This is a genomic window from Streptomyces sp. NPDC007983, assembly GCF_042958345.1.
Lineage (GTDB): Bacteria > Actinomycetota > Actinomycetes > Streptomycetales > Streptomycetaceae > Streptomyces.
Window position 1 is genome coordinate 95,416 of sequence record NZ_JBIBJI010000016.1, and the last position, 26,659, is coordinate 122,074.

29 protein-coding genes are annotated in these 26,659 nt (G+C 70.8%); 16 read left to right on the forward strand and 13 right to left on the reverse strand.

Annotated elements, in window-relative coordinates:
* The first annotated feature begins 35 nt into the window (after window positions 1-35).
* Window positions 36-974, forward strand: coding sequence for an NmrA family NAD(P)-binding protein (locus ACFZCY_RS34885; protein ID WP_391182504.1), 939 nt, complete (start codon window positions 36-38; stop codon window positions 972-974).
* A gap of 8 nt (window positions 975-982) precedes the next feature.
* On the opposite strand, the gene ACFZCY_RS34890 is transcribed toward ACFZCY_RS34885, so the two are convergent.
* Window positions 983-1,225, reverse strand: coding sequence for a DUF397 domain-containing protein (locus ACFZCY_RS34890; RefSeq protein ID WP_391182508.1), 243 nt, complete (start codon window positions 1,223-1,225; stop codon window positions 983-985).
* Window positions 1,222-2,052 (reverse strand): Scr1 family TA system antitoxin-like transcriptional regulator, encoded by an 831-nt coding sequence (locus ACFZCY_RS34895; protein WP_391182511.1) that lies wholly within the window; start codon window positions 2,050-2,052, stop codon window positions 1,222-1,224. The genes ACFZCY_RS34890 and ACFZCY_RS34895 overlap by 4 nt, the downstream gene beginning before the upstream one ends.
* Window positions 2,053-2,187: 135 nt before the next feature.
* Between ACFZCY_RS34895 and ACFZCY_RS34900 the strand changes: the two genes are divergently transcribed.
* Window positions 2,188-2,613, forward strand: coding sequence for an ATP-binding protein (locus tag ACFZCY_RS34900; RefSeq protein ID WP_391182514.1), 426 nt, complete (start codon window positions 2,188-2,190; stop codon window positions 2,611-2,613).
* 274 nt (window positions 2,614-2,887) lie between these two features.
* Window positions 2,888-3,781 (forward strand): helix-turn-helix domain-containing protein, encoded by an 894-nt coding sequence (locus tag ACFZCY_RS34905; protein ID WP_391182517.1) that lies wholly within the window; start codon window positions 2,888-2,890, stop codon window positions 3,779-3,781.
* A 5-nt stretch (window positions 3,782-3,786) separates the two neighbouring features.
* Here the strand turns inward: ACFZCY_RS34905 and ACFZCY_RS34910 are convergent, their stop codons facing one another.
* The 4 genes from ACFZCY_RS34910 to ACFZCY_RS34925 form a co-directional block, all read right to left on the reverse strand.
* The gene (locus tag ACFZCY_RS34910) at window positions 3,787-5,073 is read right to left on the reverse strand and encodes a DUF5933 domain-containing protein (RefSeq protein WP_391182520.1); all 1,287 of its coding nucleotides are present in this window, start codon (window positions 5,071-5,073) and stop codon (window positions 3,787-3,789) included.
* A 592-nt stretch (window positions 5,074-5,665) separates the two neighbouring features.
* On the reverse strand, window positions 5,666-6,280 hold the full coding sequence (locus tag ACFZCY_RS34915; RefSeq protein WP_391182523.1) for a hypothetical protein: 615 nt from the start codon (window positions 6,278-6,280) through the stop codon (window positions 5,666-5,668).
* A 100-nt stretch (window positions 6,281-6,380) separates the two neighbouring features.
* A complete protein-coding gene (locus ACFZCY_RS34920; protein WP_391182526.1) occupies window positions 6,381-6,863 on the reverse strand; it encodes a GNAT family N-acetyltransferase in 483 nt (160 codons plus the stop codon).
* Window positions 6,864-6,913: 50 nt separating this feature from the next.
* Complete coding sequence (locus tag ACFZCY_RS34925; RefSeq protein ID WP_391182529.1) at window positions 6,914-7,552, reverse strand: TetR family transcriptional regulator; 639 nt, start codon at window positions 7,550-7,552, stop codon at window positions 6,914-6,916.
* A gap of 126 nt (window positions 7,553-7,678) precedes the next feature.
* Between ACFZCY_RS34925 and ACFZCY_RS34930 the strand changes: the two genes are divergently transcribed.
* Complete coding sequence (locus ACFZCY_RS34930; RefSeq protein WP_391182532.1) at window positions 7,679-8,698, forward strand: aldo/keto reductase; 1,020 nt, start codon at window positions 7,679-7,681, stop codon at window positions 8,696-8,698.
* Between the two features lie 222 nt (window positions 8,699-8,920).
* Window positions 8,921-9,304: a VOC family protein gene (locus ACFZCY_RS34935; RefSeq protein ID WP_391182534.1), complete on the forward strand. Its 384-nt coding sequence runs from the start codon at window positions 8,921-8,923 to the stop codon at window positions 9,302-9,304.
* 19 nt (window positions 9,305-9,323) lie between these two features.
* Here ACFZCY_RS34935 and ACFZCY_RS34940 read toward each other — a convergent pair whose 3' ends face one another.
* Window positions 9,324-9,899: a TetR family transcriptional regulator gene (locus ACFZCY_RS34940; RefSeq protein WP_391182537.1), complete on the reverse strand. Its 576-nt coding sequence runs from the start codon at window positions 9,897-9,899 to the stop codon at window positions 9,324-9,326.
* 91 nt (window positions 9,900-9,990) lie between these two features.
* Here ACFZCY_RS34940 and ACFZCY_RS34945 point away from each other — a divergent pair, with 91 nt between their 5' ends.
* Window positions 9,991-11,010 carry an alcohol dehydrogenase catalytic domain-containing protein gene (locus ACFZCY_RS34945; RefSeq protein ID WP_391182540.1) on the forward strand — a complete coding sequence of 340 codons (1,020 nt, stop codon included), beginning with the start codon at window positions 9,991-9,993 and terminating at the stop codon, window positions 11,008-11,010.
* A 42-nt stretch (window positions 11,011-11,052) separates the two neighbouring features.
* Here the strand turns inward: ACFZCY_RS34945 and ACFZCY_RS34950 are convergent, their stop codons facing one another.
* Window positions 11,053-11,763 (reverse strand): FCD domain-containing protein, encoded by a 711-nt coding sequence (locus tag ACFZCY_RS34950; RefSeq protein ID WP_391182543.1) that lies wholly within the window; start codon window positions 11,761-11,763, stop codon window positions 11,053-11,055.
* Between the two features lie 170 nt (window positions 11,764-11,933).
* On the opposite strand from ACFZCY_RS34950, the gene ACFZCY_RS34955 reads away from it, so the two are divergent.
* From ACFZCY_RS34955 to ACFZCY_RS34970, 4 genes are read left to right on the forward strand one after another with little or no spacing between them, the layout of a single operon-like run.
* The gene (locus tag ACFZCY_RS34955; protein WP_391182554.1) at window positions 11,934-12,428 is read left to right on the forward strand and encodes a gluconokinase, GntK/IdnK-type; all 495 of its coding nucleotides are present in this window, start codon (window positions 11,934-11,936) and stop codon (window positions 12,426-12,428) included.
* A gap of 35 nt (window positions 12,429-12,463) precedes the next feature.
* On the forward strand, window positions 12,464-13,861 hold the full coding sequence (locus tag ACFZCY_RS34960) for a gluconate:H+ symporter (protein WP_391182560.1): 1,398 nt from the start codon (window positions 12,464-12,466) through the stop codon (window positions 13,859-13,861).
* A 33-nt stretch (window positions 13,862-13,894) separates the two neighbouring features.
* Entirely contained in the window at window positions 13,895-14,665 is a 771-nt protein-coding gene (locus ACFZCY_RS34965; protein WP_391182563.1) for a glucose 1-dehydrogenase, read from the forward strand.
* A gap of 26 nt (window positions 14,666-14,691) precedes the next feature.
* Entirely contained in the window at window positions 14,692-15,747 is a 1,056-nt protein-coding gene (locus ACFZCY_RS34970; protein ID WP_391182855.1) for an alcohol dehydrogenase catalytic domain-containing protein, read from the forward strand.
* A 133-nt stretch (window positions 15,748-15,880) separates the two neighbouring features.
* Here ACFZCY_RS34970 and ACFZCY_RS34975 read toward each other — a convergent pair whose 3' ends face one another.
* Window positions 15,881-16,231, reverse strand: coding sequence for a MerR family transcriptional regulator (locus tag ACFZCY_RS34975; protein ID WP_391182566.1), 351 nt, complete (start codon window positions 16,229-16,231; stop codon window positions 15,881-15,883).
* Window positions 16,232-16,292: 61 nt separating this feature from the next.
* Here ACFZCY_RS34975 and ACFZCY_RS34980 point away from each other — a divergent pair, with 61 nt between their 5' ends.
* Both ACFZCY_RS34980 and ACFZCY_RS34985 read left to right on the forward strand, forming a co-directional pair.
* Complete coding sequence (locus tag ACFZCY_RS34980) at window positions 16,293-16,868, forward strand: alpha/beta hydrolase (protein ID WP_391182569.1); 576 nt, start codon at window positions 16,293-16,295, stop codon at window positions 16,866-16,868.
* A gap of 283 nt (window positions 16,869-17,151) precedes the next feature.
* Complete coding sequence (locus ACFZCY_RS34985; RefSeq protein WP_391182572.1) at window positions 17,152-18,093, forward strand: trypsin-like serine peptidase; 942 nt, start codon at window positions 17,152-17,154, stop codon at window positions 18,091-18,093.
* A gap of 75 nt (window positions 18,094-18,168) precedes the next feature.
* Here the strand turns inward: ACFZCY_RS34985 and ACFZCY_RS34990 are convergent, their stop codons facing one another.
* On the reverse strand, window positions 18,169-19,041 hold the full coding sequence (locus tag ACFZCY_RS34990; protein WP_391182575.1) for a D-alanyl-D-alanine carboxypeptidase family protein: 873 nt from the start codon (window positions 19,039-19,041) through the stop codon (window positions 18,169-18,171).
* A gap of 157 nt (window positions 19,042-19,198) precedes the next feature.
* Window positions 19,199-20,722, reverse strand: coding sequence for an FAD-dependent monooxygenase (locus ACFZCY_RS34995; protein WP_391182578.1), 1,524 nt, complete (start codon window positions 20,720-20,722; stop codon window positions 19,199-19,201).
* A gap of 68 nt (window positions 20,723-20,790) precedes the next feature.
* On the opposite strand from ACFZCY_RS34995, the gene ACFZCY_RS35000 reads away from it, so the two are divergent.
* Window positions 20,791-21,444 (forward strand): TetR/AcrR family transcriptional regulator C-terminal domain-containing protein, encoded by a 654-nt coding sequence (locus tag ACFZCY_RS35000; RefSeq protein WP_391182581.1) that lies wholly within the window; start codon window positions 20,791-20,793, stop codon window positions 21,442-21,444.
* 4 nt (window positions 21,445-21,448) lie between these two features.
* Window positions 21,449-22,777 (forward strand): CoA transferase, encoded by a 1,329-nt coding sequence (locus tag ACFZCY_RS35005; RefSeq protein WP_391182583.1) that lies wholly within the window; start codon window positions 21,449-21,451, stop codon window positions 22,775-22,777.
* A gap of 11 nt (window positions 22,778-22,788) precedes the next feature.
* Here ACFZCY_RS35005 and ACFZCY_RS35010 read toward each other — a convergent pair whose 3' ends face one another.
* Entirely contained in the window at window positions 22,789-24,207 is a 1,419-nt protein-coding gene (locus ACFZCY_RS35010; RefSeq protein ID WP_391182586.1) for a helix-turn-helix domain-containing protein, read from the reverse strand.
* Between the two features lie 198 nt (window positions 24,208-24,405).
* Here ACFZCY_RS35010 and ACFZCY_RS35015 point away from each other — a divergent pair, with 198 nt between their 5' ends.
* A complete protein-coding gene (locus tag ACFZCY_RS35015) occupies window positions 24,406-25,047 on the forward strand; it encodes a DUF4232 domain-containing protein (RefSeq protein ID WP_391182591.1) in 642 nt (213 codons plus the stop codon).
* Between the two features lie 158 nt (window positions 25,048-25,205).
* Window positions 25,206-25,769 (forward strand): dihydrofolate reductase family protein, encoded by a 564-nt coding sequence (locus ACFZCY_RS35020; RefSeq protein ID WP_391182594.1) that lies wholly within the window; start codon window positions 25,206-25,208, stop codon window positions 25,767-25,769.
* Here ACFZCY_RS35020 and ACFZCY_RS35025 read toward each other — a convergent pair.
* Complete coding sequence (locus tag ACFZCY_RS35025; RefSeq protein ID WP_391182597.1) at window positions 25,731-26,639, reverse strand: oxygenase MpaB family protein; 909 nt, start codon at window positions 26,637-26,639, stop codon at window positions 25,731-25,733. The two genes, ACFZCY_RS35020 and ACFZCY_RS35025, sit on opposite strands and share 39 nt — an antisense overlap.
* Window positions 26,640-26,659: the final 20 nt, after the last annotated feature.

The window sequence follows — 26,659 nt, forward strand, 5'->3', positions numbered from 1 at the left end:
GCCACTTAGTTGTATGTCGCCCCCTGAGGAACGCCATGACGACAGAATCCGCGCCCGTGCTGGTCATCGGAGCCACCGGTCAGCAGGGCGGTGCCACCGCCCGCGCCCTCCTCGCGACGGGCGTTCGCGTCCGCGCGCTGGTACGCGACCCCGCCACCGACCGGGCGGCGGCGGTCGAAGCACTCGGTGCCGAACTGGTCACCGGCGACCTGTACGACCGCGACTCCGTGAGCAGGGCCGCCGAAGGAACCCGTGCCGTCTTCTCCGTCCAGATGCCCGACATGAACGGACGCGGCTTCGAAGGCGAAGTCGCCCAGGCCGTCCATCTGATCGAGGGCGCGCGGGCCGCCGGGGTACCGCAGTTCGTGCACACCTCCGTTTCCGGAGCCGGGCAGCACACCAGCTGGGTCAAGGACTCCTGGGCGTGGATGGAGCCGTACTACACCGCGAAGGCCGGGATCCAGGACCGCGTGCGCGAGGCGGGCTTCACCCGATGGACGCTCATCAAACCGGGCTTCTTCATGGAGAACTTCCGCCCCTCCGCGAAAATCATGTTCCCCCGCGGGGTCGAAGGCGGCCTGGTGACCCTCCTGAAGCCCGCGACCGTGCTGTCCCTCGTCGCGGTCGAGGACATCGGCAAGGCGGCCGCCGCTGCCATCGCCGCACCCGAGCGGTTCGACCGCGTCGAACTGGAACTGGCGAGCGACTACCTGACGATGACGGACATCGCCGAGATCCTCTCCCGCAACCTGGGTACGGACCTGACCGCGCCCGACATGACGGCGGAGGAGGCGACCGCCGCCGGGATGCCCGCCATGGGCTTCGGGCAGGCACGCATCAACGAGTCCCCCCAGCCCGCCCACCCGGCATACGCGCGGGACCTCGGCCTGCCCCTGACCACCTTTGAGGCATGGGCCCGAGAACATCTGCGGGGCCACCGGAGTGGGCCGTCCCTGGGGAACGGCCCACGGTGATGGCCGTCTCAGGCGCGGGAGGCGTAGCCGACGAAGGCGGTCCAGGCGGCGGGCGTGGCCGTGAGCTGGGGGCCGTCGGGGTTCTTGGAGTCACGGATGTGGATGGTGCCGGTGGGAGTGGCGGCGACCTCGACACAGGCGGGGCCGTCGTCGGTGCTGTGGCTGCTCTTCATCCATGCGACCTCGACGCAGTCGGGTCCGTCGGGCGTGCTGTAGCTGCTTTTTATCCACTCGGAAGGCTTGAGGGTCATGTCTCTCCCAGCACTTTCTCGATAAAGGCAAGTGACTCCCGCGGCGTGAGAGCCTGCGCCCGGATGATCCCATAGCGGGTGTCAAGGATTTGGGCCTCTTGGGGGTTGGTGATCACGCGGCTGAACAGCTGAACTTCGACGTATCCGAGCGTGGTGCCGTCCTTGAGCTTCAGCAGCCGGAACGAACCGTCGAGGCCGGGGTTCTCCTGGCAGCTCAGAGGGAGGACCTGGAGGTCTACGTTTCGCAAGTTGCCCAGTTCCAATAGGTGTTCGAGCTGCCTCCGCATCACCATCTTGCCCCCGATGGGGCGGCGCAGAGTCGCCTCGCACTGCACAAAGTTGAAGACTGGCCGTGCCTTCGTGGGGTCAAAGATCTCCTGACGCGCCATGCGAGCCGCCATCCGCCGATCCACCTCTTCCTCGGTGAACGTCGGGCGTCGGGTGGCGAACGACGCCAGCGCGTACTCTTCGGTCTGCAGCAGCCCATGGATGATCGAGTTGTTGTACGCACACAGCTCGGTCGCCTCGGCCTCCAGCTTCTTCAGGTTCCGTACCTTCTTCGGGTACCTGGCCTCGGCGACGTCCTTCTTCATCTCGGCGATCTTGCCGCCTGCCCCCAGGACCTCATCCGCCTTGTCCAGGAACTCCGGCTTGGGGATGCGCCTCGCCCGCTCGACGGCCGAGACCTGTTCCTCCCCGTACCCGATCAACGCCCCCAGCTCCGCCTGCGTCAATCCGGCCGCTTCCCGCCACAGCTTGATCTGACGGCCCACCGTTCGCAGCACGGCACCACTGTCGTCTTCGTCCAGGCCCAGGTCCTCACTCATGCGGGTCCACCTCCGGAGTCCGTTCGCGCCGTCACGGCGTACTGGCCGGACAGGACCCGGCCAATGCCGGACAGTCACCGTACGTATTGACGTCGCTACTTTTCAGCCTAGGCGGGGGCAGCCACTCTGAGTGACGTGAGCCAACAAATCACCCGAACCAGCACTTCCGCTTCGCACTACACCGTGCTGCTCTCCGCCACCCGCAAGGGCGCCCGCCTCGCCCGGTTGCTCGCGACCGAGCGTGTCCGCTCCTGGGGGCTGCCGCACGAGAAGGCGGCGCTGATCGTCGCCGAGCTGGCCGCGAACGCCGCGCTGCACGGCCGCGTGCAGGGGCGGAACTTCCGGCTGGCGCTCAGCGCGACCACCACCACGCTCCGCATCGAGGTACGGGACTCGAAGGCGGAACGCCTGCCCGCTGTCCGGCCGAAAACCGAGACCGGTGAGCAGCCGCGCGAATCGGGGCACGGGTTAGTCCTCGTCGAGGAGTTGGCGGATCGCTGGGGCGTCCAGGTCGAGCTGATTGGCAAAACCATCTGGGCCGAGCTCGATCTCCGTCCCTGAGCCCGTCCACCGGAGGCCGGGAACCCTGGACCCGGTGGGGCGCGCATCGGTGCGGCGGGCCATCAAAGACCAAGAACTGCGGGAAAGAACCCACCCAACCCATCCAAACCTCGCACCAGTCACCCGGACGGGTGATTCCGCCCAACTCGGCTGGCGCGAGGATGGTTTGGCGCGGCAGGCTCGGCCACAACAACCCCAGACATGCGACGGCCCCCGGCCGGGACTGGCATCCCGCGTCGAGGGCCTGACCAACGAGGAAGAAACAGGCTTCCCGATGGCTGAGCAGCACCCTAGCGCGCCCGCGCGCGTACTTCCCCTGGTTCGCCGATCCCCCGGCGGCATCACTCATGTGAGGGAGCGCCACCCGAACCGCTACACGATGGTCGGCAATCACCTCACCCAGCACCGCGAACTCTCCCTCACCGCGATCGGACTCGGCGCGCACATCCAGTCGCTCCCCGAGGGTTCGCCGGTGGACATCCGCACGCTGGCCGAGAGGTTCCCGGAGGGCCGGGACCGGATCGCCGCCGCGCTGCGGGAGTTGGAGGCGTACGGGTACATCGAGCGCGTACGGGAACGCACCCCGAGCGGCCGCATGGTCACCCGTACCGTGTCGTACAACCATCCCGAGGCCACGCGCGCCCGCCGTACGGGCCGTACGCGCGAGCCGTGCCCCGTACGGCCCGTACGGCCTGTACGGGAGCCGCAATCCGCGCGCCCGGCCCCGCCGACCAGCGGCGCACCGGAGCGCCCCGCACCGCCACCGCCGCCCCTCCCTCAGCCCGACACCCCCGCGCCTCACCCCGCCGCGACGGCCCTCCTCGCCACCCTCCGTCGCGACGACGACCGCTTACTCCTCCCCGAGCGCGACGTACGCCGCCTCGCCCCGGCCGTGGCCGTCTGGCTGGAGCGCGGCGCGGCCCCCGACGCCGTACGCCGCACCCTGACCGCGAACCTGCCGCCCGATCTGCGATATCCCACCGCCTTGCTGGCCCACCGCCTCAGCACGCTCCTGCCGCCGCCCCTCCCGGCGGGCCCGGCGGCGGGTACGGCGCCCGACCCCCGGCCGGTGGTGGTGCCGCTGCAGGAGTGCGACGGCTGCGACCGCGCCTTCCGGGCCCCCGCGCCCGGGCTGTGCCGCGACTGCCGCCAGGCGGCGGCAGCGTGAGGCGGTCAGGCGACCCGGGGCTGTGGTTCCGGTTGCAGCGCGGGCGTGGCTATCGGCTCCCATGATTTGGTGGTCCGTATGTAGCCGTGGATCACCGAGCCCATCGCCAGAAGGAGAAGGGGGCCGAACAGCCACGGGTGTTTGGCCATTTCCAGCGGCAGATAGCGATAGGCCACCAAGAGCGCGGCGAAAACCGCCGTGCCGTGGGCGACCAGCTGTGTTCCTGAACGGTCCCAGCCGCGTGCGAGTGAACGCAGCGCTGCCTCGATCGTGAGCGCGAACACCACACCGGCGATGAGGTCCACGCCGTAGTGGTAGCCGAATCCCAGCGTCGCGCTGAGCGTGGCGACCAGCCAGAACGTGCCCGCGAATCGCAGAACGCGCGGGCCCTTGCGCGAGTGGATGAAGATGGCGGTGGCCCACGCCGTGTGCAGGCTGGGCATGCAGTTGCGGGGGGTGAGCGTGTCGAATGACACCGGGTGCGGAGGGGCGATCGGCGGTGGCGTATGCGGCCACAGGCTGGCTATCGCCCAATGCTCACCGCCGGTGCCGAAGGCGCCGCCGCCATAGGCGAAGACCGGCCCGACCACCGGGAAAATCATGTAAATGGCGGGACCCAGGAGGCCGATGACCAGAAAGGTCCGCACCAGATGGTGGGCCGGGAAGCCGCGCTCGGCCGCCACTCTGCGCATTTGGTACAGCGAGATGACGACCGCGGCCACGGGGAGCTGAATGTAGACGTAGTCGAGCACATGGGAACCGATCGGGCCGGCGGCCGCGAGAATCCGGCCTGCCACCCACGACGGATTGCCCAGCGCGTGATCGGCGGTCGCCAGATACGTGTCGAGCACCGCCGGGCGGGTCTTCGCCGTGATGAGCAGCCACGTATCACCGGTCTTACGCCCGGCCACCAGCAGCAGGCCCAGCCCCACGCCCTTCAGCAGCAGGGCGCGTTCCCGGCCGGTGCGGCGCGTGACAGCGATGACCGCATATCCCAGAATCACCCACAGAGCGCCGTTGCCGAAGGGGTGCCCGTCGGTCACCTTGATGTCGGCCGCCCACCGCACCAGAAAGAAGACGACGTCGATGCCGATCGCGACACCAAGCGCGATGAACCGTTCCCGCCAGGTGAGCACCACCATCATCAACGCCATGCCGGCGTACAACAGGAACCCCGACTTGGGGGCGATGACCACCTCTTGCATCTGGGTGGTGATCGGCCCCGGCAGGCCGTAGCGGCGCGCGGCGACCTCCAGCGCGACGAGGAATCCGAGGGTCGCCACCCCTGCCACGGCCCACAATATTGTCCGTGGTTGACTGCGTATTCGCGAAAACACCCGCGATGCTATAGGTATCAATTGGTCAGCCGCTTTGTTAGGTGTAAGTCAAATAGGTCACTCTTCGCGCCGGATAGCAGGGTTTTTCGGGGCAGGGCGGGTGATCGGGGCGCTCGTCGTGAGTTGGCCATGCTATCGGAGTGGTGCGGGTGGGGTCCGCTGTCCCGGGGGACGCGAAGGCGGGGACGCTCCCGCGCCCGGCGTTTCCGCAGCCCGCGCGGGCCGCGGACGGCGGCTCCCAAGCCGTGAGCCACGAGACGGGCTTGAGCTGAGGGGATGTCCCACCACGGCAAAAAGGGCCTGGCTCCACCGCTTGTGCGGAGGAGCCAAACCCAGGAGCTTCGTGGACGTCTAGTTCTTCTTACACTTCTTGGTGTCCTTGTTGACGTCCATGATCTCGTTGATGTGCGCGAACTTGTACGTGCCCTTGGTCATTCCCTCGAAGGTGACGTACTTGTCGCGAGTGATCAAAAGGTGGTCGCGATCACTCAATCTCCCGGGCGGGTATGCGTCAACCCCTGAGTTCCACCGATTCCCGTCGCGGGGCTTATTCGTGGGCGCTGATCACACCGCCGGCGCTGAGCACGACGTACACGCCGTTGGCGTTGAGCCCGGCGTCGCGCTGGTTCGCCTCCAGCGTGCCGTAATCCTCGCCCTCGTCGTTGAGGAACTGCGCGCGGTAACGAAGCTCGCCGACCTTCTTCACCTTGACCGTCCAACCACCCGCGATCTTGAACGTGCCCGGTCCCTGGTGTCCGCCGCCCATCCAGGAGTGGATCTGGCCGTCCGACGAGAGCACGACGAACATGTCGTTGGCGTCGAGCCCGGCCTCGGTGTCCTTCGCCTCCAGCGTGGCCAGGACCTCACCGCGGGCCACGATCTCGGCGCGGTAGTGCTGGTCGGCCACCTTGTAGATCTTGGCCTTGCTGATGCCGTCCGCGAGGGTCTGGGTGCGGACCAGGGACCCCGCCTTGTTCGTCGTGCCCGCCTTGGCGGCTTCGACCTTGACGTCGGAGCCCTGCGCGGCGGCCGCGGGCTTCGGGTCGGTGCCGCCCGAGCCGGAGCAGGCGGTCAGAGTCAGGCCGGCGGCGGCGACCAGGGCCGCGGCGGCAAGGCGCAGGGTGCGGCGACGAGCGGTGCGGGCAGTGGTGTTGGCGTTCATTTCGGGTCCCCCCGGGGTGGTCGGTGTCGTTGTCTCCTCGGTACGTCACCCACTCTGCTCGGGGCCCCTATCGCAAGCCTGCCGCTCGGCTAACGACCGGCTAACGGGGCTGTGAGTGCGGGGCGTTGAACGGTAGATCTCGGTGGAAGACGGCCATGGGTTGGCCCGGGCCGTTGTAGTCGTCGACGACCTTCGCGTCGAAGCCGAGGCTGCGGTGGAAGGCGATCGAGCCGGTGTTCTCGACCGACGTGATCGCCTTCAACCGCCGTGCGCCGTGACGTTCCGCGGCTTCGGCGAACGCCGTATACAGGCGACGCCCGAGCCCCGTGCCACGGGTGTCGTCCCGTGTGGCGATCAGATGCACATAGCCGGTGCGGTCCTGGGTGACGAACCCGAAGACGTACCCACGGATTCCGTCCTCCGCCCGGGCGACCAGGCAGGTGGGACCGAACTCCTGGACCAGTGCCAGAAGGTGCAGCGACCGAAGGTCGCGGTCGCCCCAGTAACGGGGGTGATCAGTCAGGACCTGGTGGAAGTCCGCCACTTCGGCCGGTGCGATGTGTATCCCCATGACGCCGATCATGGCAGGCGCTTCGGCCGTGCCGGGGAAGCGGAGGGTTTTTGCCGGCGCTGTCACTCGTCGCTGTCGCTCGGCCCGGTCGGTCGGCGTAGTCCCGCGATCAGCAGGGCGGCCAGCCGGCGGGGGTCGTAGCGGGGGTCGCCGTTCGCGCCGATGCAGAGGTTTCCCACGCCGCGCATGAGCTCGTAGGCCTCCACGTCGGAGCGGATCTCGCCGGATTCGGCCGCGGCGTCGAGGAGTTGGGTGCACACGGGCACGAGGCGGTCGAGGAAGTAGGCGTGCAGCGTGTCGAAGCCGGAGCTGTCGGACTGCAGGACGGCGGCGAGGCCGTGCTTGGTGACGAGGAAGTCGACGAAGCGGTTGATCCACGCCCCCAGCGCGGCGTGCGGGGTGGCGCTGGAGGCCAGCAGGGCCGGACCGGCCTCGGCGCAGGCTTCGACCTGGTGGCGGTATACGGCGATGATGAGGTCCGCCCGGGTGGGGAAGTGGCGGTAGATCGTGCCCATGCCGACGCCCGCCTCGGCCGCGATGTCGCGTACGGGCGCCTCCACGCCTGATCTGACGAAGACCGTGGCGGCCGCGTCGAGCAGCGTCTCCTTGTTGCGCCGGGCGTCCTTCCGTTTGGACTGGGGCGCGCGCCCCGTGCCGTCCTCGCCGGTGTCGTTCACCGCGCCGCTCCCTCCGTTGCCCATGTGCGACCTTGCCAAAGCGGAACAGCGTTCCGTATCGTCAAGTGGAACGAGGTTCCGTTTGCTCATGATGGCAGAGCGGGGACCCGCGACCAAGCCATGCCTTGCCCTCGATGGAGGAACACGACCATGCACTACCGCACCCTGGGCCGCACCGGCGTACAGGTCAGCACTCTCGCGCTCGGCGCGATGAACTTCGGCGCGATCGGGCGCACCACCCAGGACGAGGCCACCGCCATCGTCGACGCCGCCCTCGAAGGCGGGATCAACGTCATCGACACCGCCGACATGTACGGCGACGGCGAGTCGGAGGAGATGGTCGGAAAGGCCATCGCGGGCCGCCGCGACGACATCGTGCTGGCCACGAAGGCGGGCATGCCCATGGGTGACGAGCGCAACCACCGGGGCAGTTCACGCCGCTGGCTGGTCACCGAGCTGGACAACAGCCTGCGCCGGCTCGGCGTCGATCACGTGGACCTCTACCAGATCCACCGATGGGACCCGAGCACTGGCGACGAGGAGACGCTGTCGGCCCTGACCGACCTCCAGCGCGCGGGCAAGATCCGGTACTTCGGCTCCTCGACCTTCCCCGCCTACCGCCTCGTAGAGGCCCAGTGGGCCGCCCGCGAGCACCACCTGAGCCGTTACGTCACCGAGCAGCCCAGCTACTCGATACTGCAGCGCGGGGTCGAGACCCACGTCCTGCCGGTGACCGAGCAGTACGGGCTCGGGGTGCTGGTGTGGAGCCCGCTGGCCTCGGGCTGGCTGTCGGGCGCGGTCCGCGCGGGCCGGGAGATCGCCACCAGCCGCTCGGCGTTCATGCCGGAACGCTTCGACACCGCCATTCCCGCCAACCGGGCCCGGCTCGACGCCGTCGAGCAGCTGGCCAAGGTGGCCGACGAGGCGGGCCTGACGATGATCCAGCTCGCGCTCGGCTTCGTCACCGCGCACCCCGCCGTCACCAGCGCGCTCATCGGCCCCCGCACCCTGGAGCATCTGCACGGGCAACTCGCCGCCGCCGACACCGTGCTCTCCGCGGACGTCCTCGACGCGATCGACGCCATCGTGGCCCCCGGCACCGACCTCGCGCCGCACGAGAAGTACGACACCCCGCCCGCGCTGCTCGACCCGTCGCTGCGGCGCCGCTGACGGCAACTTCCAAGCCCGGGAGCCCTGTTGATGTTCCTGGTGGCGGCCGGTAGGTTCGGTCGGGTGACTGCCGGGTCGGCCCCTGAGGGCCATTCACGAGCGAGGCGCCCGGCCTCGGCGTGAGCGCGAGGCGGGCCAGAGCCCCGCCGCCCCTCTCCGTTGTTCATCGTTTCGCACCGCGGCCTTTTGCGCCGCCACCACGACGACACGGAGACACCTCACATGAACATCCAGCTGAACCACACCGCCGTCTACGCCTCGGACCGGCACCGGTCCGCCGAGTTCCTCGCCACGGTCCTGGGCCTGGAGGTCGGCGCCCCGTTCGGGCCGTTCCTGCCCGTCGACCTCGGCAACGGCGTCACGCTCGACTACTACGAGAAGCGGGACGAGCCGATCCAGGCGCAGCACTACGCGTTCCTCGTCCCCGAGGAGCGGTTCGACGGCATGATCGCCCGGCTGGAGACGGCCGGGGTCACCTATTACGCGGACCCGCACCACACCGAACCCGGCAAGGTCAACGACCTCTTCGGCGGCCGCGGCGCCTACTTCGAGGACCCGGACGGCCACAACATGGAGATCATGACCCGGCCCTACGTCCGGCCGTAGGCGTGAGGGGCGCCCGCCCTCATGAGCAGACGAACGACCGCCGCACCGTCTCCGACAGGGCCCGGCGGCGGCGGTCGTGCTCCTCGGGGCGGTCGTCCTGCGTCGCGGTGGCGTAGGGGCTCGCCGCGGACCAGGTCAGGGCCATGGAGGTGATCAGGGCGAGGATGTCCTGAGGGTCGAGCGAGGCGATGACCCCGCCGTTCCGCTGCGCCTCGGAGAGCGCCCGCAGTTTGGCGGCGACCGCCGGACTCCCGGGCGCCAGGCTTCCGGTGTGGATCCCCTCCAGCTTCGCCCAGGTCACCAGGCGGACCAGATCCGGGCGGGCGAGGAACGCGTCGTAGAGCCGCACGGCGTAGTTGGCGAGGTCCGTGGCGGTGAACGGGACGGCGTCGGCGACGGCGTCGGCGTGCAGGCGGAAGACCGCGTCGAACAGGCCGAGTTTGTCGCCGAAGTAGGCGTAGAGCTGGGCCTTGTTGACGGCGGCGGCGGCCGCGATGCGGTCCACGCGCGCCCCCGCGACGCCGTGGGCGGCGAAGTCCTCGGTGGCGGCGTCCAGCAGGCGGCGGCGTGTGGCGTCGGCTTTCGCGGGGGACATGGCGCCAGATTACCAACTGGTTGGTTGCCCTCCGCGGTTCTCTGCCCTACTGTAAAACTAACTAGTTGGTTTTCCGGAGAGGCGGTAACCCGTGTCCGTACGCGCATATGCGGTGGAGCAAGCCCGAGGGCCGGTACGGGTGCGGGAGTACGAGCCCGCGCCCCTCGGCCCCCACGAAGTGGATGTCGCCGTCACCCACTGCGGTGTCTGCCACACCGACGTCGCCATGATCGACGACCTGCACGGCATCTCCCGCTTCCCGGTGGTCGCCGGGCACGAGGCGGTCGGCGTCGTCGCGGCGCTGGGCAGCGCGGTCGACCGCACCCGGCTGTCCATCGGGCAGCGGGTGGGCGTCGGGGCGACCGCCGGCGCGTGTTTCGCCTGCGAGTGGTGTCTGAGCGGTCGACAGCATCTCTGCCAGGACAAGGACGACCTCGTGCTCCGTGGCGACGGTGGCGCGTTCGCCACCCAGGTGCGCGCCGGTGACTGGCGGTATGTGCAGCCCCTCCCCGACGCCCTCGCGTCCGAGCAGGCCGCGCCGCTCATGTGCGCCGGTTCGACGGTGTTCTCGGCGTTGGTGCGGCACGGGGTGCGGCCCACGGACCGGGTCGCCGTGGTCGGCGTGGGCGGCCTGGGCCACCTCGCCCTCCAGTTCCTCGCGAAGTGGGGGTGCCATGTCACCGCCCTCTCCTCGACGGCCACCAAGGCGGACGACGCCCGGCGGTTCGGGGCGCACGAATTCGTCGTGGCGGGCACGGCGGGGGAGGGGCTCGCGGGGCTCTCCGGGGCGTTCGACTTCGTCCTGTCGACCGTCTCCGCGGACCTGCCGTGGGACGCGTACCTGGCGACGCTGCGGCCGCAGGGGAGCCTGAGTGTCGTCGGGGTGCCCGAGTCCGCGTTCACCGTTCATCCGCTGTCCCTGCTGCTGGGCGAGAAGACCCTCGCCGGGGGGCTCGTGGGGACCCCCGTGGAAACGGGGCAGATGCTCGACTTCGCGGCCCGGCACGGCATCCGGGCGGAGACCGAGACGTACCCGGTGTCGCGCATCGAGGAGGCGCTGGACCGCGTGCGGGGCGGGCGGGCCCGCTACCGCGCGGTCCTGGAATTCTGACGAACGGTCACGCGGTCGGTGAGCCGCCCGGGGCCCAGGGGCCTACGGCGCCAGGATGTCCAGCTCGCGCATCGCGCCCACGGTGATCTCGCGGGTGTAGCGCTCCGCGCGCTCCGCGTCGCCCGCGCGGACCGCTTCGGCGACCCGGACGTGGAGGGTGACCGCCTCCGGGTCCGGGTCGCTGAACATCACCTGGTGCTCGGTGCGGCCCGCCAGCACCTCGGCCACCACGTCGCCGAGGCGCGCGAACATCTCGTTGCCCGAGGCGCGCAGGATCACCCGGTGGAAGGCGACGTCGTGGACGAGATAGGCGGGCAGCTGCTCGCCGCGCGAGGTGGCGACCATGTTGAGGGCGTGCTCGGTCAGCTCGGCGCACTGCTCGGCGGTGGCGTGCCCGGCGGCCAGGGCGGCGGCGGCCGGTTCGATGGCCGAGCGCAGGGAGGTCAGGGAGCGCAGCTGGCGGGGGCGGTCGGGGCCGGCCAGGCGCCAGCGGATGACCTGCGAGTCGAAGACGTCCCACTCCTCCGGGGGGAGGACGGTCACCCCGACGCGGCGGCGGGAGCGGACCAGGTGCATGGATTCCAGGACCCGCACCACCTCGCGGACCACGGTCCGTGAGACGTCGAAGCGGCGCTCCAGCTCGTCGGTGCGCAGCACCGTCCCCGGCGGGTAGTCGCCCGCGGTGATCGCGGGCCCGAGGGACGCCAGCACCCGAGCGTGCAGTCCCCGGCCTGCGGGCCCCTGGTTGTCCATGGGGTCAGACTACGTGGCCGCCTGCGCAGCCCCTCGCATTTAAGTATGACTTTTAAGTCACGAACTCTTGAATACGTCGTACCTGTGGGGTTGAGTGTGCTGCCAGCGGTGCCGAGGTCGAAAAGACAGTCGAGGAAGACAGCACCGGAGCAGACAGCGAGGTTTTCCACATGCATGCCCCCCTGGTCGTCGTCATGGGAGTGTCCGGTACGGGCAAGACCACGATCGGACCCCTGCTGGCCGACGCACTCGGTGTGCCGTACGCCGAGGCCGACGACTTCCACCCACCGGCCAACATCGCCAAGATGTCGGCCGGTACCCCGCTGGACGACGAGGACCGCAGGCCGTGGCTGGACGCCATCGGCGCCTGGGCCCATGACCACGTGAGCCACGGCGGCGTGGTCAGCTGCTCCGCGCTCAAACGGAGCTACCGGGACCGGCTGCGCGCCGCCGAGCCCGGTGTCGTCTTCCTCCATCTGACCGGCGACCGCAAGCTGATCGCCGACCGGATGAAGGAGCGCAAGGGCCACTTCTTCTCCGAGAAGATGCTCGACTCGCAGCTCGCCACCCTGGAGCCGCTCCAGCCGGACGAGCACGGCATCGCCGTCGACATCGCCCCGGGCCCCGAGACCATCACCGAGCGGGCCGTCGCCGCGCTGCGATAGCCCACCACGTCAGTCACGCACGTTAGGAACCCTCCGTGACCAGACTCAGCGCCGAGATGCTGGCAGCGGACACCGTCGACCCGATCACGTCGGCCGGTCACGCACAGCTGGGCATAGCCGTCCTCGTCGGCATAGCCGTTCTCGTCCTGCTCATCACCAAGACCAAGCTGCACGCGTTTCTGTCGCTGACGATCGGCTCGCTGGCGCTCGGCGCCGTCGCGGGGGCGCCGCTCGACAAGGTCATCACCAGCTTCTCGGGCGGGCTGGGCGACACCGTCGCGGGCGTCGGCGTGCTGATCGCCCTCGGGGCGATCCTCGGCAAGCTGCTGGCCGACTCCGGGGGCGCCGACCAGATCGTGGACACGATTCTCGCCAAGGCGAGCAACCGGACGATGCCCTGGGCGATGGTTCTCATCGCGGGGATCATCGGCCTGCCGCTCTTCTTCGAGGTCGGCATGGTGCTGATGATCCCGGTGGTGCTGCTGGTCGCCAAGCGCGGCAACTTCTCCGTGATGCGGATCGGCATTCCGGCGCTCGCGGGCCTGTCCGTGATGCACGGCCTGGTGCCGCCGCACCCCGGCCCGCTCGCCGCGATCGACGCGGTCCACGCCGACCTGGGCGTGACCCTGGCGCTCGGCGTCCTTATCGCGGTGCCGACCGCGATCATCGCGGGCCCGGTCTTCTCGCGCTTCGCCGACCGCTGGGTCGACGTCACCCCGCCGGACCGGCTGATGCCGACGCGCCCCTCGGAGGACCTGGAGCGGCGGCCCGGATTCGCCGCCACCGTGGGCACCGTGCTGCTTCCGGTCGTGCTGATGCTGATCAAGGCACTGGTCGACATCGCCGTGGACGACCCGGAGAACACCGTCCAGCGGGTCGCCGACGTCATCGGCAACCCCCTGGTCGCGCTGCTCGCGGCGGTGATCGTTGGCATGTTCACCCTCGGCCGGGCGGCGGGCTTCACCCGGGACCGGATCTCCAGCACCGTGGAGCACTCGCTCGCCCCGATCGCCGGAATCCTGCTGATCGTCGCGGCGGGCGGCGGCTTCAAGCAGACACTCATCGACATCGGCGTCGGCAACATGATCATGGACATCTCGAAGGACTGGAACGTTTCCGCGCTGCTGCTCGCCTGGCTGATCGCGGTAGCGATCCGGCTGGCGACCGGCTCGGCGACCGTGGCCACGATCTCCGCCGCCGGGCTGATGGGGCCGCTCACCGCCGACATGTCCACCACCCACGTGGCGCTGCTGGTGCTCGCCATCGGCGCCGGGTCGCTCTTCTTCAGCCATGTCAACGACGCGGGATTCTGGCTGGTCAAGGAGTACTTCGGGATGAGCGTGGGGCAGACGGTGCGGACCTGGTCCGTGATGGAGACGGTCATCTCGGTCGTCGCGCTCGTCTTCGTCCTGCTGCTGTCGCTGGTCATTTGAGGTCCGGAAGGGCCCGGAAGGAATACGTACGTCATGACGACACATCCGCTCTTCGACATCGCGGGCCGCACCGCCCTGGTGACCGGCTCCAGCCGCGGCATCGGGCACGCGCTCGCCCGCGGCCTGGTGGAGGCCGGTTGCACGGTCGTCCTCAACGGCCGTGACGAGGAGGCCCTGGACAAGGCCGCGGCCGAACTCGGCGGCGCGGAGGCGGGCGTGCACACCGCCGCCTTCGACGTCACCGACGGCCCGGCCGTCGCCGCCGGGATCGCCGACGTGGAGGAGCGGGTCGGCCCGCTCGACATCCTGGTCAACAACGCCGGGATGCAGAACCGCGCACCGCTGCTGGAGTTCACCGACGAGGCCTGGCGGCAGATCGTGGACACCAACCTGACCAGCGCGTTCCTGGTGGGCCGGGAGACCGCGCGGCGTATGACCGCCCGCGGCCACGGCAAGATCGTCAACATCTGCTCGCTGCAGAGCGAGGTGGTCCGCCCGGGCATCGCCCCGTACTCGGCCACCAAGGGCGCGCTGAAGATGCTCACCAAGGGCATGTGCGCCGACTGGGGCCCGTACGGCATCCAGGTCAACGGGGTCGGTCCCGGCTACATCGAGACCGAGCTGACCCGGCCGCTCGTCGAGGACGAGCAGTTCAGCACCTGGGTGCGCGGCCGGACCCCGGCGGGCCGCTGGGGCCGCACCGAGGACCTGATCGGGGCGCTGCTCTATCTCGCCTCGCCCGCCGCCGACTTCGTCAGCGGGCAGGTGCTGTATGTCGACGGCGGCATGACGAGCGTGCTGTGAACCACATGACGAAGGAGGCAGGGCGGATGGTGCTGGGCTGTGTGATCCATGGGCAGGGAGATCTGCGGGTCGACGAACTCCCCGAACCGGAGGTGGCGCCCGGCCAGGCGCTGGTGGCGATCCGGTACGGCGGGATCTGCGGGTCGGATCTCCACTACCACCAGCACGGCGGCGTGGGCGACTTCCGGCTGAAGCAGCCCATGGTGCTGGGGCACGAGGTCGTCGGCACGGTCGTGTCGTACGGCGAGGGCGCGAGCGGGCCCGCCCCCGGCACCCCGGTCGCCGTGCACCCGGCGACGCCGTGCGGGGTGTGCCCCGAATGCGCGGGCGGCCGCGCCAACATCTGCCGCGACACCCGCTACCTGGGCAGCGCGGCGCGCTTCCCCCACGTACAGGGCGGCTTCGCGTCCCGTATCGCCGTACCCGCAGGACAGCTGCGGACCCTGCCCGAGGGTCTTGACCCGCGCCGGGCGGCGCTCGCCGAACCGCTGTCCGTCGCCCTGCACGCGGTGCGCCGCGCTGGCGATCTGACCGGACGTCATGTGCTGGTCACCGGGTCCGGGCCGATCGGCTGTCTGGCCATCGCCGCCGCGCGGGCGGCGGGCGCCGCGGCCATCACCGCGACCGATGTGCTGCCCCGGGCCCTGGAGTTCGCGGCGGCGGCCGGTGCGACGGCGTGCGTACGGGCCGATGACCCGGACGACCCGAACTGGCCCACCGATGAGGTGGATGTCGCGATCGAGGCGTCGGGCGTCGCCGCCGGGCTCGACACCTGTCTGCACCGGGTGCGGCGCGGCGGGGTGATCGTCCAGCTGGGCATGCTGCCGCCCGGGCAGAGCCCGTTCGCCGGAAACCTGCTGGTCGCCCGGGAGATCGACCTGCGCGGCGCGTTCCGCTTCCACGAGGAGTTCGACGACGCGCTGCGGCTGCTCGCGGCGGAGCCGTCGTTCGACGCGCTGATCAGCGGGGTCCGCCCGGTGCGGGAGGCGGCGGAGGCGTTCGCCCAGGCCGCCGACCGCCGCCAGTCCTGCAAGGTGCTGCTGGACTTCGGCGGGGCGCTCCAGGCGGGCGACGCGCCGTGAGTGGTTCGTGAACGAGGCGAGGCCTCTGGTTCCGGTGTGGATTGCGACATCTGTACCGCCGCCAGGGGCCTCGTTGATCCACCGCTGACGCCCCGCTGATCCCGACCCGGCCGGCGGCGTCTGGTCATCCGCCTCAGCCACCGGATGTGAGCTCGCTCAATCGCCGTTGTGCGGCACGGAGTTCGGCTTGCCTGGCGTCGAGCCGTCGGGCCAGGGCAGCCAGCTCGGCTCGTAGGTCGGGGCACATCTCCAGGGTGGTGCCGTGTTCGCCGCTGCGAGCGCAGTCGAGGTACCGCCGGATGGTCGAGGTGCCCAAGCCGGCGGAGATCATCGTCCTGATCTGCGCTACGCGGGTGACGTCGGACTCGGCGTAGTTCCGGTACCCGCTGCTGTTGCGAGCCGGGACCAGTAGTCCTCGGTCCTCGTAGTGGCGCAGCGCTCGCGTGCTCACTCCGGTCAGCTCGGCGAGTTCGCTGATCAGCACCGTTACTTCCCCCTCATCGGCTTGACCTTCACGCTGACGTGAACCCATACCGTCCTGCGGCATGACAACAGGAACAACCCAGCGGCGTGCCTCGATCATCCACGGCTACGGGGCATCCCCCGAAGATCACTGGTTCGGCTGGCTGGGCGAACAGCTCGACACGGCCGGCATCGTGACCACGATCCCGGCCCTCCCGAACCCACAAGACCCAGACCCCGCGCAGTGGACGGAAACCGTACGCACCGACGTGGGAACGCCTGACGAGAACTCGATCATCGTCGCGCACAGCCTGGGCTGCCTGACAGTGCTGCGCTACCTGCGATCACTTCCGGCCCCTTGGCGCCTTGGCACCCTCGTGCTGGTCTCCGGATTCGTCGACCAGCTGCCCGCGCTTCCGGAACTGAACTCCTACATCGGAGACGGCTGCGACGTGGAGGAGCTCAGCAACCACGTCGGGCGACTTACGATCATCCGGTCGGACGCGGACCCATACGTTCCCCCTGGTCACACCGACCGTCTCGCCGGCCTGCTCGGGGTCTCCGCAGAGGTGGTCCCCGGAGCCGGTCACTTCCTCGCTTCTGACGGCGTCACATCACTGCGCGAAGTCCTTGAAGCGATCGCGCCGTCATGGGGATAAGTGGGCGGCCGGCCTGGCAGTCGCCGTACGGTCCGCCGTCGCGCCGGGCACACCGCGCGGTATCCGATCCGCCGGACAAGCCCTGGGTGTGACCCCGATATAGGGCTATCCCTAGAGAAGGCGCCGGGTGTCGTGGCGGGCCGTGCCCGCCATGGCACCCTACGTGTCGACAACGCGTCGGACAACGTTGTCGTCGTCCGGCGTCCGGGCACTTCAACTGACTTGGAGTCGACCGCCAATGAGACGCGTCGGTACCTTATTCAGCGCCCTCACCCTCGCCACCGTGACCCTGGGCACCGCTGCCCAGGCCGCCCCCGCCCCGGCCCCTGCTGAGAACTTCGGCGCCGCCATATCCGCCGGCGACCAGCGCGCCGCCGAGCGCTACTGGACGCCCGAGCGGCTGCGCGGCGCCAAGGACGTCACGACCCTGCCCGCCGCCCGCGCCGCGCACCTCGGCAACGCGCCCACGACCGGCGAGCCGGTGACCGTGCCGCCGGTCCAGGGCCCCGCCGCCGCGACGCCCGAGTCGCCCTCGGTCCGCGCCACCTCGCCCACCGCCTGGACCGGCGGCGGGCTGATCAGCACCACCGCGGGCAAGGTGTTCTTCAACAACGCCTCGGGCGGCACCTTCGCCTGCTCGGCCACCGTCGCCAACAGCGACAACAAGTCCGTCGTCCTCACCGCGGGCCACTGCACCGTGGACGCCGCCACCGGCACGGGCTACCGCAACTGGGTCTTCATCCCGGGCTACAACAACGGCAACCGCCCCTTCGGCACCTTCGCCGCGCGCCGCCTCTTCTGGGAGCCCCAGTACGTCTCCACCCAGGGCAACGCCAACTGGGACTACGCCTTCGCCGTGATGAGCACGCTGAACGGCCGGTCGCTGGTCGACACCGTCGGCGCGCAGGGCATCGCCTTCAACTCGCCCACCGGCCGCCACGTCCACTCCTTCGGCTACGGCGGCTCCGCGGCCGAGGGCAACGGCGAGCGGCTGAACCACTGCGAGGGCAACGAGTTCCCCGACCCCGGCCGTCCGGGCTCCACGATGTGGGGCATCGACTGCGTCCAGACCGGCGGTTCGAGCGGCGGCGGCTTCCTCGCCGACTTCGCGAACGGCGCGGGCTACCTCGTCGGCAACATCAGCGTGAGCGCGGGGCAGAACGAGTACCACCCGACGCTGGGCAACGAGGCCCTGGACCTCTACCGCCGGGCGGGTGCGGAGTGACGCACACCGCCTGATAAGCGCGAAGGGCCTGCTCGCGCGGCGCGCGAGCAGGCCCCTTCCGGTGTGCGTGCGTCCTTACCGCTTGAAGCCGTAGTCCAGCAGCTTCTTCGCGTCGGTGGTGCGGGTGCCCACCGCGGAGGAGGCGAGGACGGTGCCGATGACCGTCTTGTTGCTGCGGGTGGCGGCGAAGACCAGGCAGTACTTGGCCTCCGGGCCCGAACCGGTCTTCACGCCGATGGCGCCCGAGTAGGTGCCGAGCAGCGGGTTGGTGTTCTCCCACGTCATGTTGCGGTAGCCGCCGCTCTTGGTGACGGTCTTCTGCGTGGTCTTCTTCGTCTTCACGACCGAGCGGAACGTCGAGTACTTCATCGTGTTGCTCGCGAGCTTCGTCAGGTCGCGCGGCGTGGAGTAGTTCTGGCCGTGCCCTATGCCGTCGAACGAGTCGAAGTGCGTGTTCTTCAGGCCGAGGCTCTTGGCGGTGGAGTTCATCTTGCCGATGAACGACTTCACCCGCGCGGCCCGGGTCGAGCCGGTGCCGAACTTGTCGGCCAGGGCGTACGCGGCGTCACAGCCGGACGGCAGCATCAGCCCGTAGAGCAGCTGGCGGACGGTGACCTTGTCGCCGACGATCAGCCGGGCCGAGGAGGCCCAGTTGTTGTCGACGATGTAGTCGCTGTACGCCTTCTGGACCGTGACCTTGGAGTCGAGGTTCAGGCCCGGCTGGGCCAGCACCACACGGGCGGTCATGATCTTGGTGGTGGAGCCGGTGGAGAGACGGGTGTCGGCGGCCTTCTTGTAAAGGTCCTTGCCCGTCCCGTTGTTCATCACGTACCCGCCCTTGGCGGTGATCGTGGGCGCAGCGGCGGTGGCGGCCTGCGCGGGGACGAACGCCCCGGAGGCCAGGACGGATCCCGCGGCGAGAACGCTCAGCGCGGAGAGACGACGCATGCGCTTGGTGGTGGTTTTCAAATGAATACTCCAATGTCCCGGTGGGCGCGGCCGTCCAGAGGGAAAGCCGTCGAGCCAGGGACGCATGAGAGCGGTCAATGGATGTGCGCTCCGCGATGTTATCCGTACCCGCTGTGCGGTTTCCCGTCGTATCGTCCTACGTGCCCAACGTGGCCAGATATCCCGTCATCTCGTCCGTACGGTCGGCGGCGCGATCGGCCGCGCACCCCACGTACCCGTCCGGCCGGATGACGAAGACGCCCTGATCCCCGTACCCGTCGCGGATGTGGCCGTCCGGGTCGAGCAGATCGGGGGCCGGGCCGCCGACACGATACGCAACCACGGACGCGCGGCCGGGGGCGGGCGGTTCCGCGCCGCCGAGTGCGAGCACCGTCACATGTGGGCCGCGGAAGGCGTCGAAGAGACGGAACGGGGTGCCGTCGGGGAGTGTGCAGGGGGCGTCGGGCGCGCGGTCGCCGGGGCGTAGCGCGGTCTCGGCCACGGTGGATCGCAGGTCGACGGCGAGTGCCGCGCCGCGGTAGGTCAGCCCCAGTTGGTGCACCTCGGCGGTGCGCCGGGGCTCCTTCGCGTTGCCGGCCATCCCGGCGCGGTGGATGCGGGTGCTGATGCCCAGCACCCCGGCGGCGACCGGCATCCGCTCCTCCTCGTAAGAGTCCAGCAGCGCCGGATCCGCGCCGCCCCGCAGCACGGCGCCCAGCTTCCAGCCCAGGTTGTACGCGTCCTGGATGCCGGTGTTCAGCCCCTGGCCGCCCGCGGGGGAGTGGACGTGCGCCGCGTCGCCCACCAGGAAGACCCGCCCGTCGCGGAACCGCTCCGCCATCGCCGCCCGGACGCGGAACGGCGAGGCCCACAGCACCTCGCCCACATCGGACTCCGTCAGATGCGTCCGCTCGGCGATCAGCCGCCGCACCGCCTCCGGAGCCGGGTCGGGGACGGCGTCCTCGTCGTCGTACTGGGCCAGCGCCTGGAACAGGTCGGTCCCGGCGAGCGGGCACAGCGACAGCCCGCCGCCCTTCGCCTGCTGCCACACGTGCCAGTGGTCGCGGTCCGGGCCGGTCAGCCGGATGTCGGCCACCAGCCGCGGGACCGGGTCGACGGACTCGCCCGTCATGCCGATGCCGAGCGCCTGGCGGACCGCGCTGCGACCGCCGTCGGCGGCCACCGCGTACGCCGCCCGTACGGCTCCGGTCGAGCCGTCGGCGTACGCGAGCCGCGCGGTGACGCCGTCCGCGTCCTGCGTCAGGCCTGTGAACTCCGCGCCGAACTCGACCTCGCCGCCCAGCTCCCGCAGCCGCGCGTACAGGATCTCGGCGGTCCGCCACTGCGGCAGCATCCAGATGTCGTGGTACGGGGCGCCGGGGGTGGGGTCGTTGCGGACGATCATCTCGAACGCCCCGAGCCGCCGGTCGCCCTCCCAGCCCATCATCGGCGGGTACGGGCCGCCCGCCGCCCGGACCGCGTCCATGACCCCGAGGTCGTGGAAGACCTCCTGCGTCCTCGGCTGGAGCCCCTTGCCGCGCGACCCCGGGAACAGCCGCTCGCCGCGCTCCACGATCCGCGCCGCGATGCCGCGCCGGGCCAGGTCGATGGCCAGGGTCAGCCCGGCCGGGCCCGCTCCGACGATCAGTACGTCCGCGTCCTTAACGTTGTTAAGTTCCATGGCGCCGAGGATGCACTTAACATTGTTAAGCTGTCAAGGGGGCCGGGCTGAGCTGCGAGGATGAGAGCATGGCGACGACGCGACTGGACCGGGACCAGGTGGTGGAAACCGCGCTGCGGCTGCTCAACGAGGTGGGCCTCGAAGGGCTCACCCTGCGCCGCATCGCCAAGGAGCTGAACGTCCAGGCGCCCGCCCTCTACTGGCACTTCAAGAACAAGCAGGCGCTGCTGGACGAGATGGCCACCGCGATGTTCCGGCGGCTGGCCGAGGAGTCGGCCGACCTGGACCCGGCGGCGCCCTGGCAGGCCCGTCTCATCGCCTCCCAGCGCGCCCTGCGCCGCGCCCTGCTGGGGTACCGCGACGGGGCGAAGGTCTTCAGCGGCACCCGCTTCATCGGCACCGACCACGCGGGCCCCATGGAGGCCCAGCTCGGCGCCTTCGTGGCGGCGGGCTTCACCCCGGGCGCCGCCGCCCGCGCCGCGTTCATCGCGTACAGCTTCACCCTCGGGTTCGTGATCGAGGAGCAGGCCGTCGAGCCCATGGCGGGCGAGCGCGCACCCGGCTACGACCTGGCGGAACGGACCGCCCTCATCGGCCCCGACTACCCGCTGACCGCGGCGGCCGGCGCTGACCTCTTCGAGGACTACGAGACCCGCTTCGAGGAGGCCCTGCGCACGATCGTCGCGGGCATCGAGGCCACGCTCGGCCCGGCGGCACAATGACCCCATGACACTCGACGCGGCCACTTCTCACGCCTGGGACGCGCTCGGCGGGCCGACCGAACTCGCCGAGCGCGTCACGTACGTACCGGCGGGCCCGGTGCTGCCCGCCCGGCTGCCGGTGCGGCAACTGGCCCGGGCCACCGTGGGCGTGTGCTCGCTGGCCGCCGCCGAACTGGCGGCGCGGCGGACCGGGGGCGGGGTACCAGCCGTACGGGTGCACGAGGGCGCGGTCGCCACCGCGTTCGTCAGCGAGCGCCATCTGCGGATCGACGGCCGCGAGGCCACCACCTTCGCCCCGCTGTCCGGCTTCTGGCGCACGGCCGACGGCTGGGTACGCACCCACGCCAACTACCCGCACCACCGCGCCCGGCTGCTGACCGCGCTGGGCCTGCCGGAGCGCGCCGAGCCGGACGCGCTCGCCGCCGAGCTGGCGCAGCGCCCGTCACGGGAGGTCCAGGAGACGGCGTACGCGGCGGGCGCGCTGGCGGTGGCCGCCGCACCGCCGGGCGAACTCCCGCTCCGTACCCTCCCCTTGGCGGAATCCCGGGACACCGGCGGCGGCACCCCACGCCCCCTCCCGCCCGCGGCACTCCCCGCCGAGGGGGTCCGGGTCCTGGACCTGACCCGGGTCATCGCCGGTCCCGTCGCGACCCGCACCCTGGCGCTGCTGGGCGCGGACGTCCTGCGCGTCGACTCCCCGCACCTCCCCGAGGACCCCGACGCCCACGCCGACACCGGCTTCGGCAAGCGCTCGACCCGCCTCGACCTCGCCGACCCCCACGACCGGCGGACCTTCGACGAACTCCTCGCCCAAGCCGACGTCGTGGCCACCGGCTACCGCCCCGGCGCCCTCGACCGCTACCTCACCGATCACCCCGGGCTGATCGTCGCCCGGCTGGGTGCCTGGGGCTGGACCGGGCCGTGGGCCGCCCGGCGCGGCTTCGACAGCCTGGTGCAGGCCGGGACCGGTATCGCCCTGACCGAGGCGTCGGACGACGGCCGCCCCGGTGTGCTCCCCGCCCAGGCCCTCGACCACGGCACCGGCTATCTGCTCGCCGCCGGGGTGCTCCGCGCCCTGACCGACCGCATGGACACGGGCGGCGGCCGCCACCTCCGCCTCTCCCTGGCCGGAACGGCGTCCTGGCTCCTCCACGGCATCACCCCCGCACCGCCGCCGGACGGTACGTACGCCCCGGACCCCTGGCTGACCGAGACGCCGGCCCCGTACGGCCGCCTGCGCCACGCCCTCCCGCCGATCGCGTACGACGGCGCTCCCCGCGACTGGGCCCGCCCGCCCGGCCGGTGGGGCACCGACGCCCCGGCGTGGATCTGACAGCCTGGTCTTTACTCGGCCCGATCGATCCACTCCGTGCCGCCCAGCGGGTAGTCGTAGCCGGGGCGGCCGACGTTGGCGCTGGTGCGGAACGGGGCGCCGCTGTTGTCGATGTGGACGGTGCCGCGGCGGTTGCCGCTGGACCAGTCCAGGGCGAGGTCCCAGCGGACGTCGTGCGCCTTGGTGCGGGCGGTGATGTAGAAGACCTCCGGGTCGGACTCGCTGACCTTGTACGGGAAGTCGCGCTGGCCGTTCTTGACGGTGACGGTGGGGCTGCCGTTGTCGAGGTCGATGTCGAACGACTTGGTGTCCACGCCGCCGCCGCAGCCGACGCCCATCGAGTAGTCGTTCCAGGCGAGCGGGGCGTTCTTCGTGACGACGCGTACGTGCAGCGCCTCCAGGACGACGGTGTCCTTCCCGGTGCCCTGCACCGTGAGGGCGACGCGCTGCTCCCCCGAGGAGACCGCCCCGTTCGCGGCGGCCCAGCGGGGTGCGTCCCGCTCGGCGGCGGGCGGGCCGACCTGTTCGGGTTCCCTGTTGACGAGGAAGTGCTGGCTGCACGGGCTGTCGTAGACGTAAGGGCGGGTGCCGACGTTGAGCGGTACGCCGCCGATGCCCCGCTCGGCGGCGCCGCCGCCGTCGTGGGCGGCGGCCTCCGATGGCGGGGCGGAGGGCGTGCCGGTCTTCGCGCTCCGGGACGGGGATGGGGAGGCCGACGCGGAGGGCCGCTTGTCGTTCGCCCGGCCGGTGTGGGGGGCCGTAGGCGTGGCGGAGTGGGCGCCGGTCACCGGGGTGGTGTCCCCGGCGGCCTTCCGGTGGCCGCCGTCGCTCCCGGCGCCGCCGGAGGACGGCAGGCTCACGGCGAGCGCGACGGCGCCCAGGACGGCGGCCGCGGCGACGGAGGCCACGAGCGCGGTGCGGCGCCGACGGGGCCGCACGGTGGCGGACGGGACCGTGCCGCCGACGACGGGTTCGTCACGTCCGCCGGATGCGTGGAGTTCACCGCCCACGGCCGCCGGTTCCGTCCCACCCGAATCGGCAGGGCGGGCCTCGGCGCCGGGGGCTAATTCAGGCGCCGGTGCCCCCTTGGGCTCCTCGGCCTCGGCCCCGGCGCCGCGTATCACGTCATTCGGCCCCGGCCCCTTACGTCTTCGCGCCGCATCCGCCAGAATCCACCGCCGGTGCAGCTCGACCAGTTCCTCGGGGGTCGCCCGGCACACCCGGGCGAGCCGTTCGACCGGCGCGTAGTCGGCCGGCACCGCGCTGCCGTTGCAGTAGCGGTGCAGTGTCGACCTGCTCATGTGCAGCCGCTTGGCGAGCGTCCCGTAGCTCAGCTTCGACTGTTCCTTGAGCCCCCGCAGCAGTTCCGCGAACGCCTCCGCGTCCCCGGCCGCCCCGCTCGCCTCGGTGGCCCCTGTCACCCCTGACACCGTTCCCTCCCCTTCCCCGCTGGCCCGACGCGTCCCATCTCCGCGTTCCAGGCGCTTTACGTTCCCCCTGGTAAAAGCCCGTTTCGGCGTTCCAGCGTTCCAACCTGCCCGGAATTTGTGGCGGTTGGGACAGATGGCCCCACAAGCTCAGGTCATCCAAGCAGCACATCCACCGCACCGCCGAAGGGACTCCCTCACATGTCCGGCACCCGCCTCTCCCGCACCCGCCTTTTGGCCGTCGCCGCGACCGCCGCGGTCGCCACCCTCTCCCTGACCGCGTTCAGCGACGGATCGGGCGCCCGTGCCGAGGGTGCGTCGGTCTCCTCCCACGAGGACGCGAAGTCCTTCGCCGGTTCGAAGCCGGTCGCGAACGCGTCCGCGGTGTCGGCGAACAGCAAGGCCGGCACGAACCGGGCCGCCGTCACCTGCCAGGGCTCCAACACCAAGACGACCGCGGCTCCCCTGGCCCGCCCCCTCAACCACATGCTGCTCACGGTCACCAACACCGGCAGCTCGCCCTGCTACCTCTACGGCTACCCGGCCGTCCAGTTCGAAGAGGCCCAGTCGGTGCCGCCGGTCATCGAGGCGTCGAAGCCGCAGGCCGTCGTCACGCTCGCCCCGGGCAAGTCCGGCTACGCCTCCGTGAACCTGTCCGCCGCCGACGGCAGCGGCTCGAACGGCTACACCGCGAAGTCCCTCGCCGTCTACTTCTCGGACCGCAACGGCGACAGCCTCTCCTCGGCCGCCCACCCGTCCCTGCCCGCCAAGGGCGTCTACATCGACGACTCCATCAAGGTCTCGTACTGGCAGCAGGACCTGGACGACGCCATCATCTGGTAACCCGACCGCCGCCCCGCCCCCCCCTCGCCCGGGCCGAAAGGCCCTGGCGGGGGGTTCGGTGCGTAGCCGGCCTTCTCGTCCCCCGAGGAATGCTCCGCGATGAGTTTCGCGGTGTTCGGCGGTCCTACTGTCGAACCTGTCACGGAGGAGGACTTCTGATGCGCAACGTGACCTATTCGATGGGCGTCTCCCTCGATGGCTACATCGTCGGGCCGGACGGCGGCTTCGACTGGACGGCGCCGGACGAGGACGTCTTTCGCTTCTGGATCGACGAGATCCGGGAGGTCGGCGTCCACCTGCTGGGGCGACGGCTGTACGAGACGATGCTGTACTGGGAGACCGCCGATCAGGACCCCTCGCTCGACGACGCCATGCTCGAGTGGACCGCGCTCTGGAAGCCGCTCCCGAAGGTGGTGTTCTCCACCACGCTGTCGGCGGTGCAGGGCCATGCCCGCCTGGCTTCCGGCGGGCCGGCGGAGGAGATCGAGCGGTTGCGGGCCGAGCCGGGGGAGGGCGATATCGCGATCGGTGGCGCGACCCTCGCCGCCGAGGCGGCCGTGTCGGGTCTGATCGACGAGTACCGGGCCATGGTCTACCCCGTGCTGGTCGGTGGTGGCATTCCGTACTTCCCCCGGCACGAGCGCCGGGTGGACCTCGAACTCGTCGAGACCCGCACCTTCAGCTCAGGGGTCGTCTATCTCCGCCACCGCGTGGTGCGCTAGCCGCGCCCGGGCGGCGGCCTGGATCCGGGAGGGTCCGAGCCCCCATTCGAGGGTGCGTCCGACGGCCGTCGCCAGGGGCCGGTCCCAGGCGGTGCGGACGGGGGCCGGGCGGTGGATGCCGAGTTCGGCGCGGGCCCAGTCGGGGAGGAGCCCGACCGAGGCGTTCATGAGCAGGCCGACGACCAGCCGCTCCCGTCGTGTGCGTCCGAAGCGGCGGAGGAACAGCACCGAGTCCAGCGCGGCAGCAGTGGCGTGGAGTTGGGGGCGGAGGCGGGCCAGGTAGCGCTCGGCTTCGAGGGACGTGCGCGGTACGTTCCGCGCGCCCAGCGCCTCGGCCACGGGGGCGGCCTGGCGGTAGTAGGCGTCGCACTCGGCAGGGGTCAGCCGGAGCGACCGGGGCGCGTAGGCCTGGTGGCCGGCGAGGAAGCTGCGTACCTCGGCGGTGTGCACCCAGGTGAGCAGGTCGGGGTCGTCCGCGCGGTACGGCCGGCCGTCGGGGGCGGTGCCGTGCACCCGGGTGTGGATCCGCCGGACGAGGTCGATCACCTCGCGGGCGGCGGCCGAGGAGCCGAAGGTGGTCGTGGTGATGAACCGTACGGTTCCGTTCAGCCGCCCGACCGGATCGGCGCGGAAGTCGGAGTGCTGGTCGACGCCCGCCATGGCCAGCGGATGCAGCGACTGGAGCATGAGCGCGGCGAACCCGCCGGTGAGCATCCCGGTGGCATGCCCGTGCACCCGCCACACCGGATCCCCCGGCGCGATCCCGAACAGCCCGGGATCACCGGGCGGCCCCGCGTACCGCTCCAGCTTGAGATCCCCGCCGTGCATGGTCGCCGTGAGTTCCGCCGAGATCCGTTCCCGCAGTCCCACCAGCACCTCCAGGATCGGTG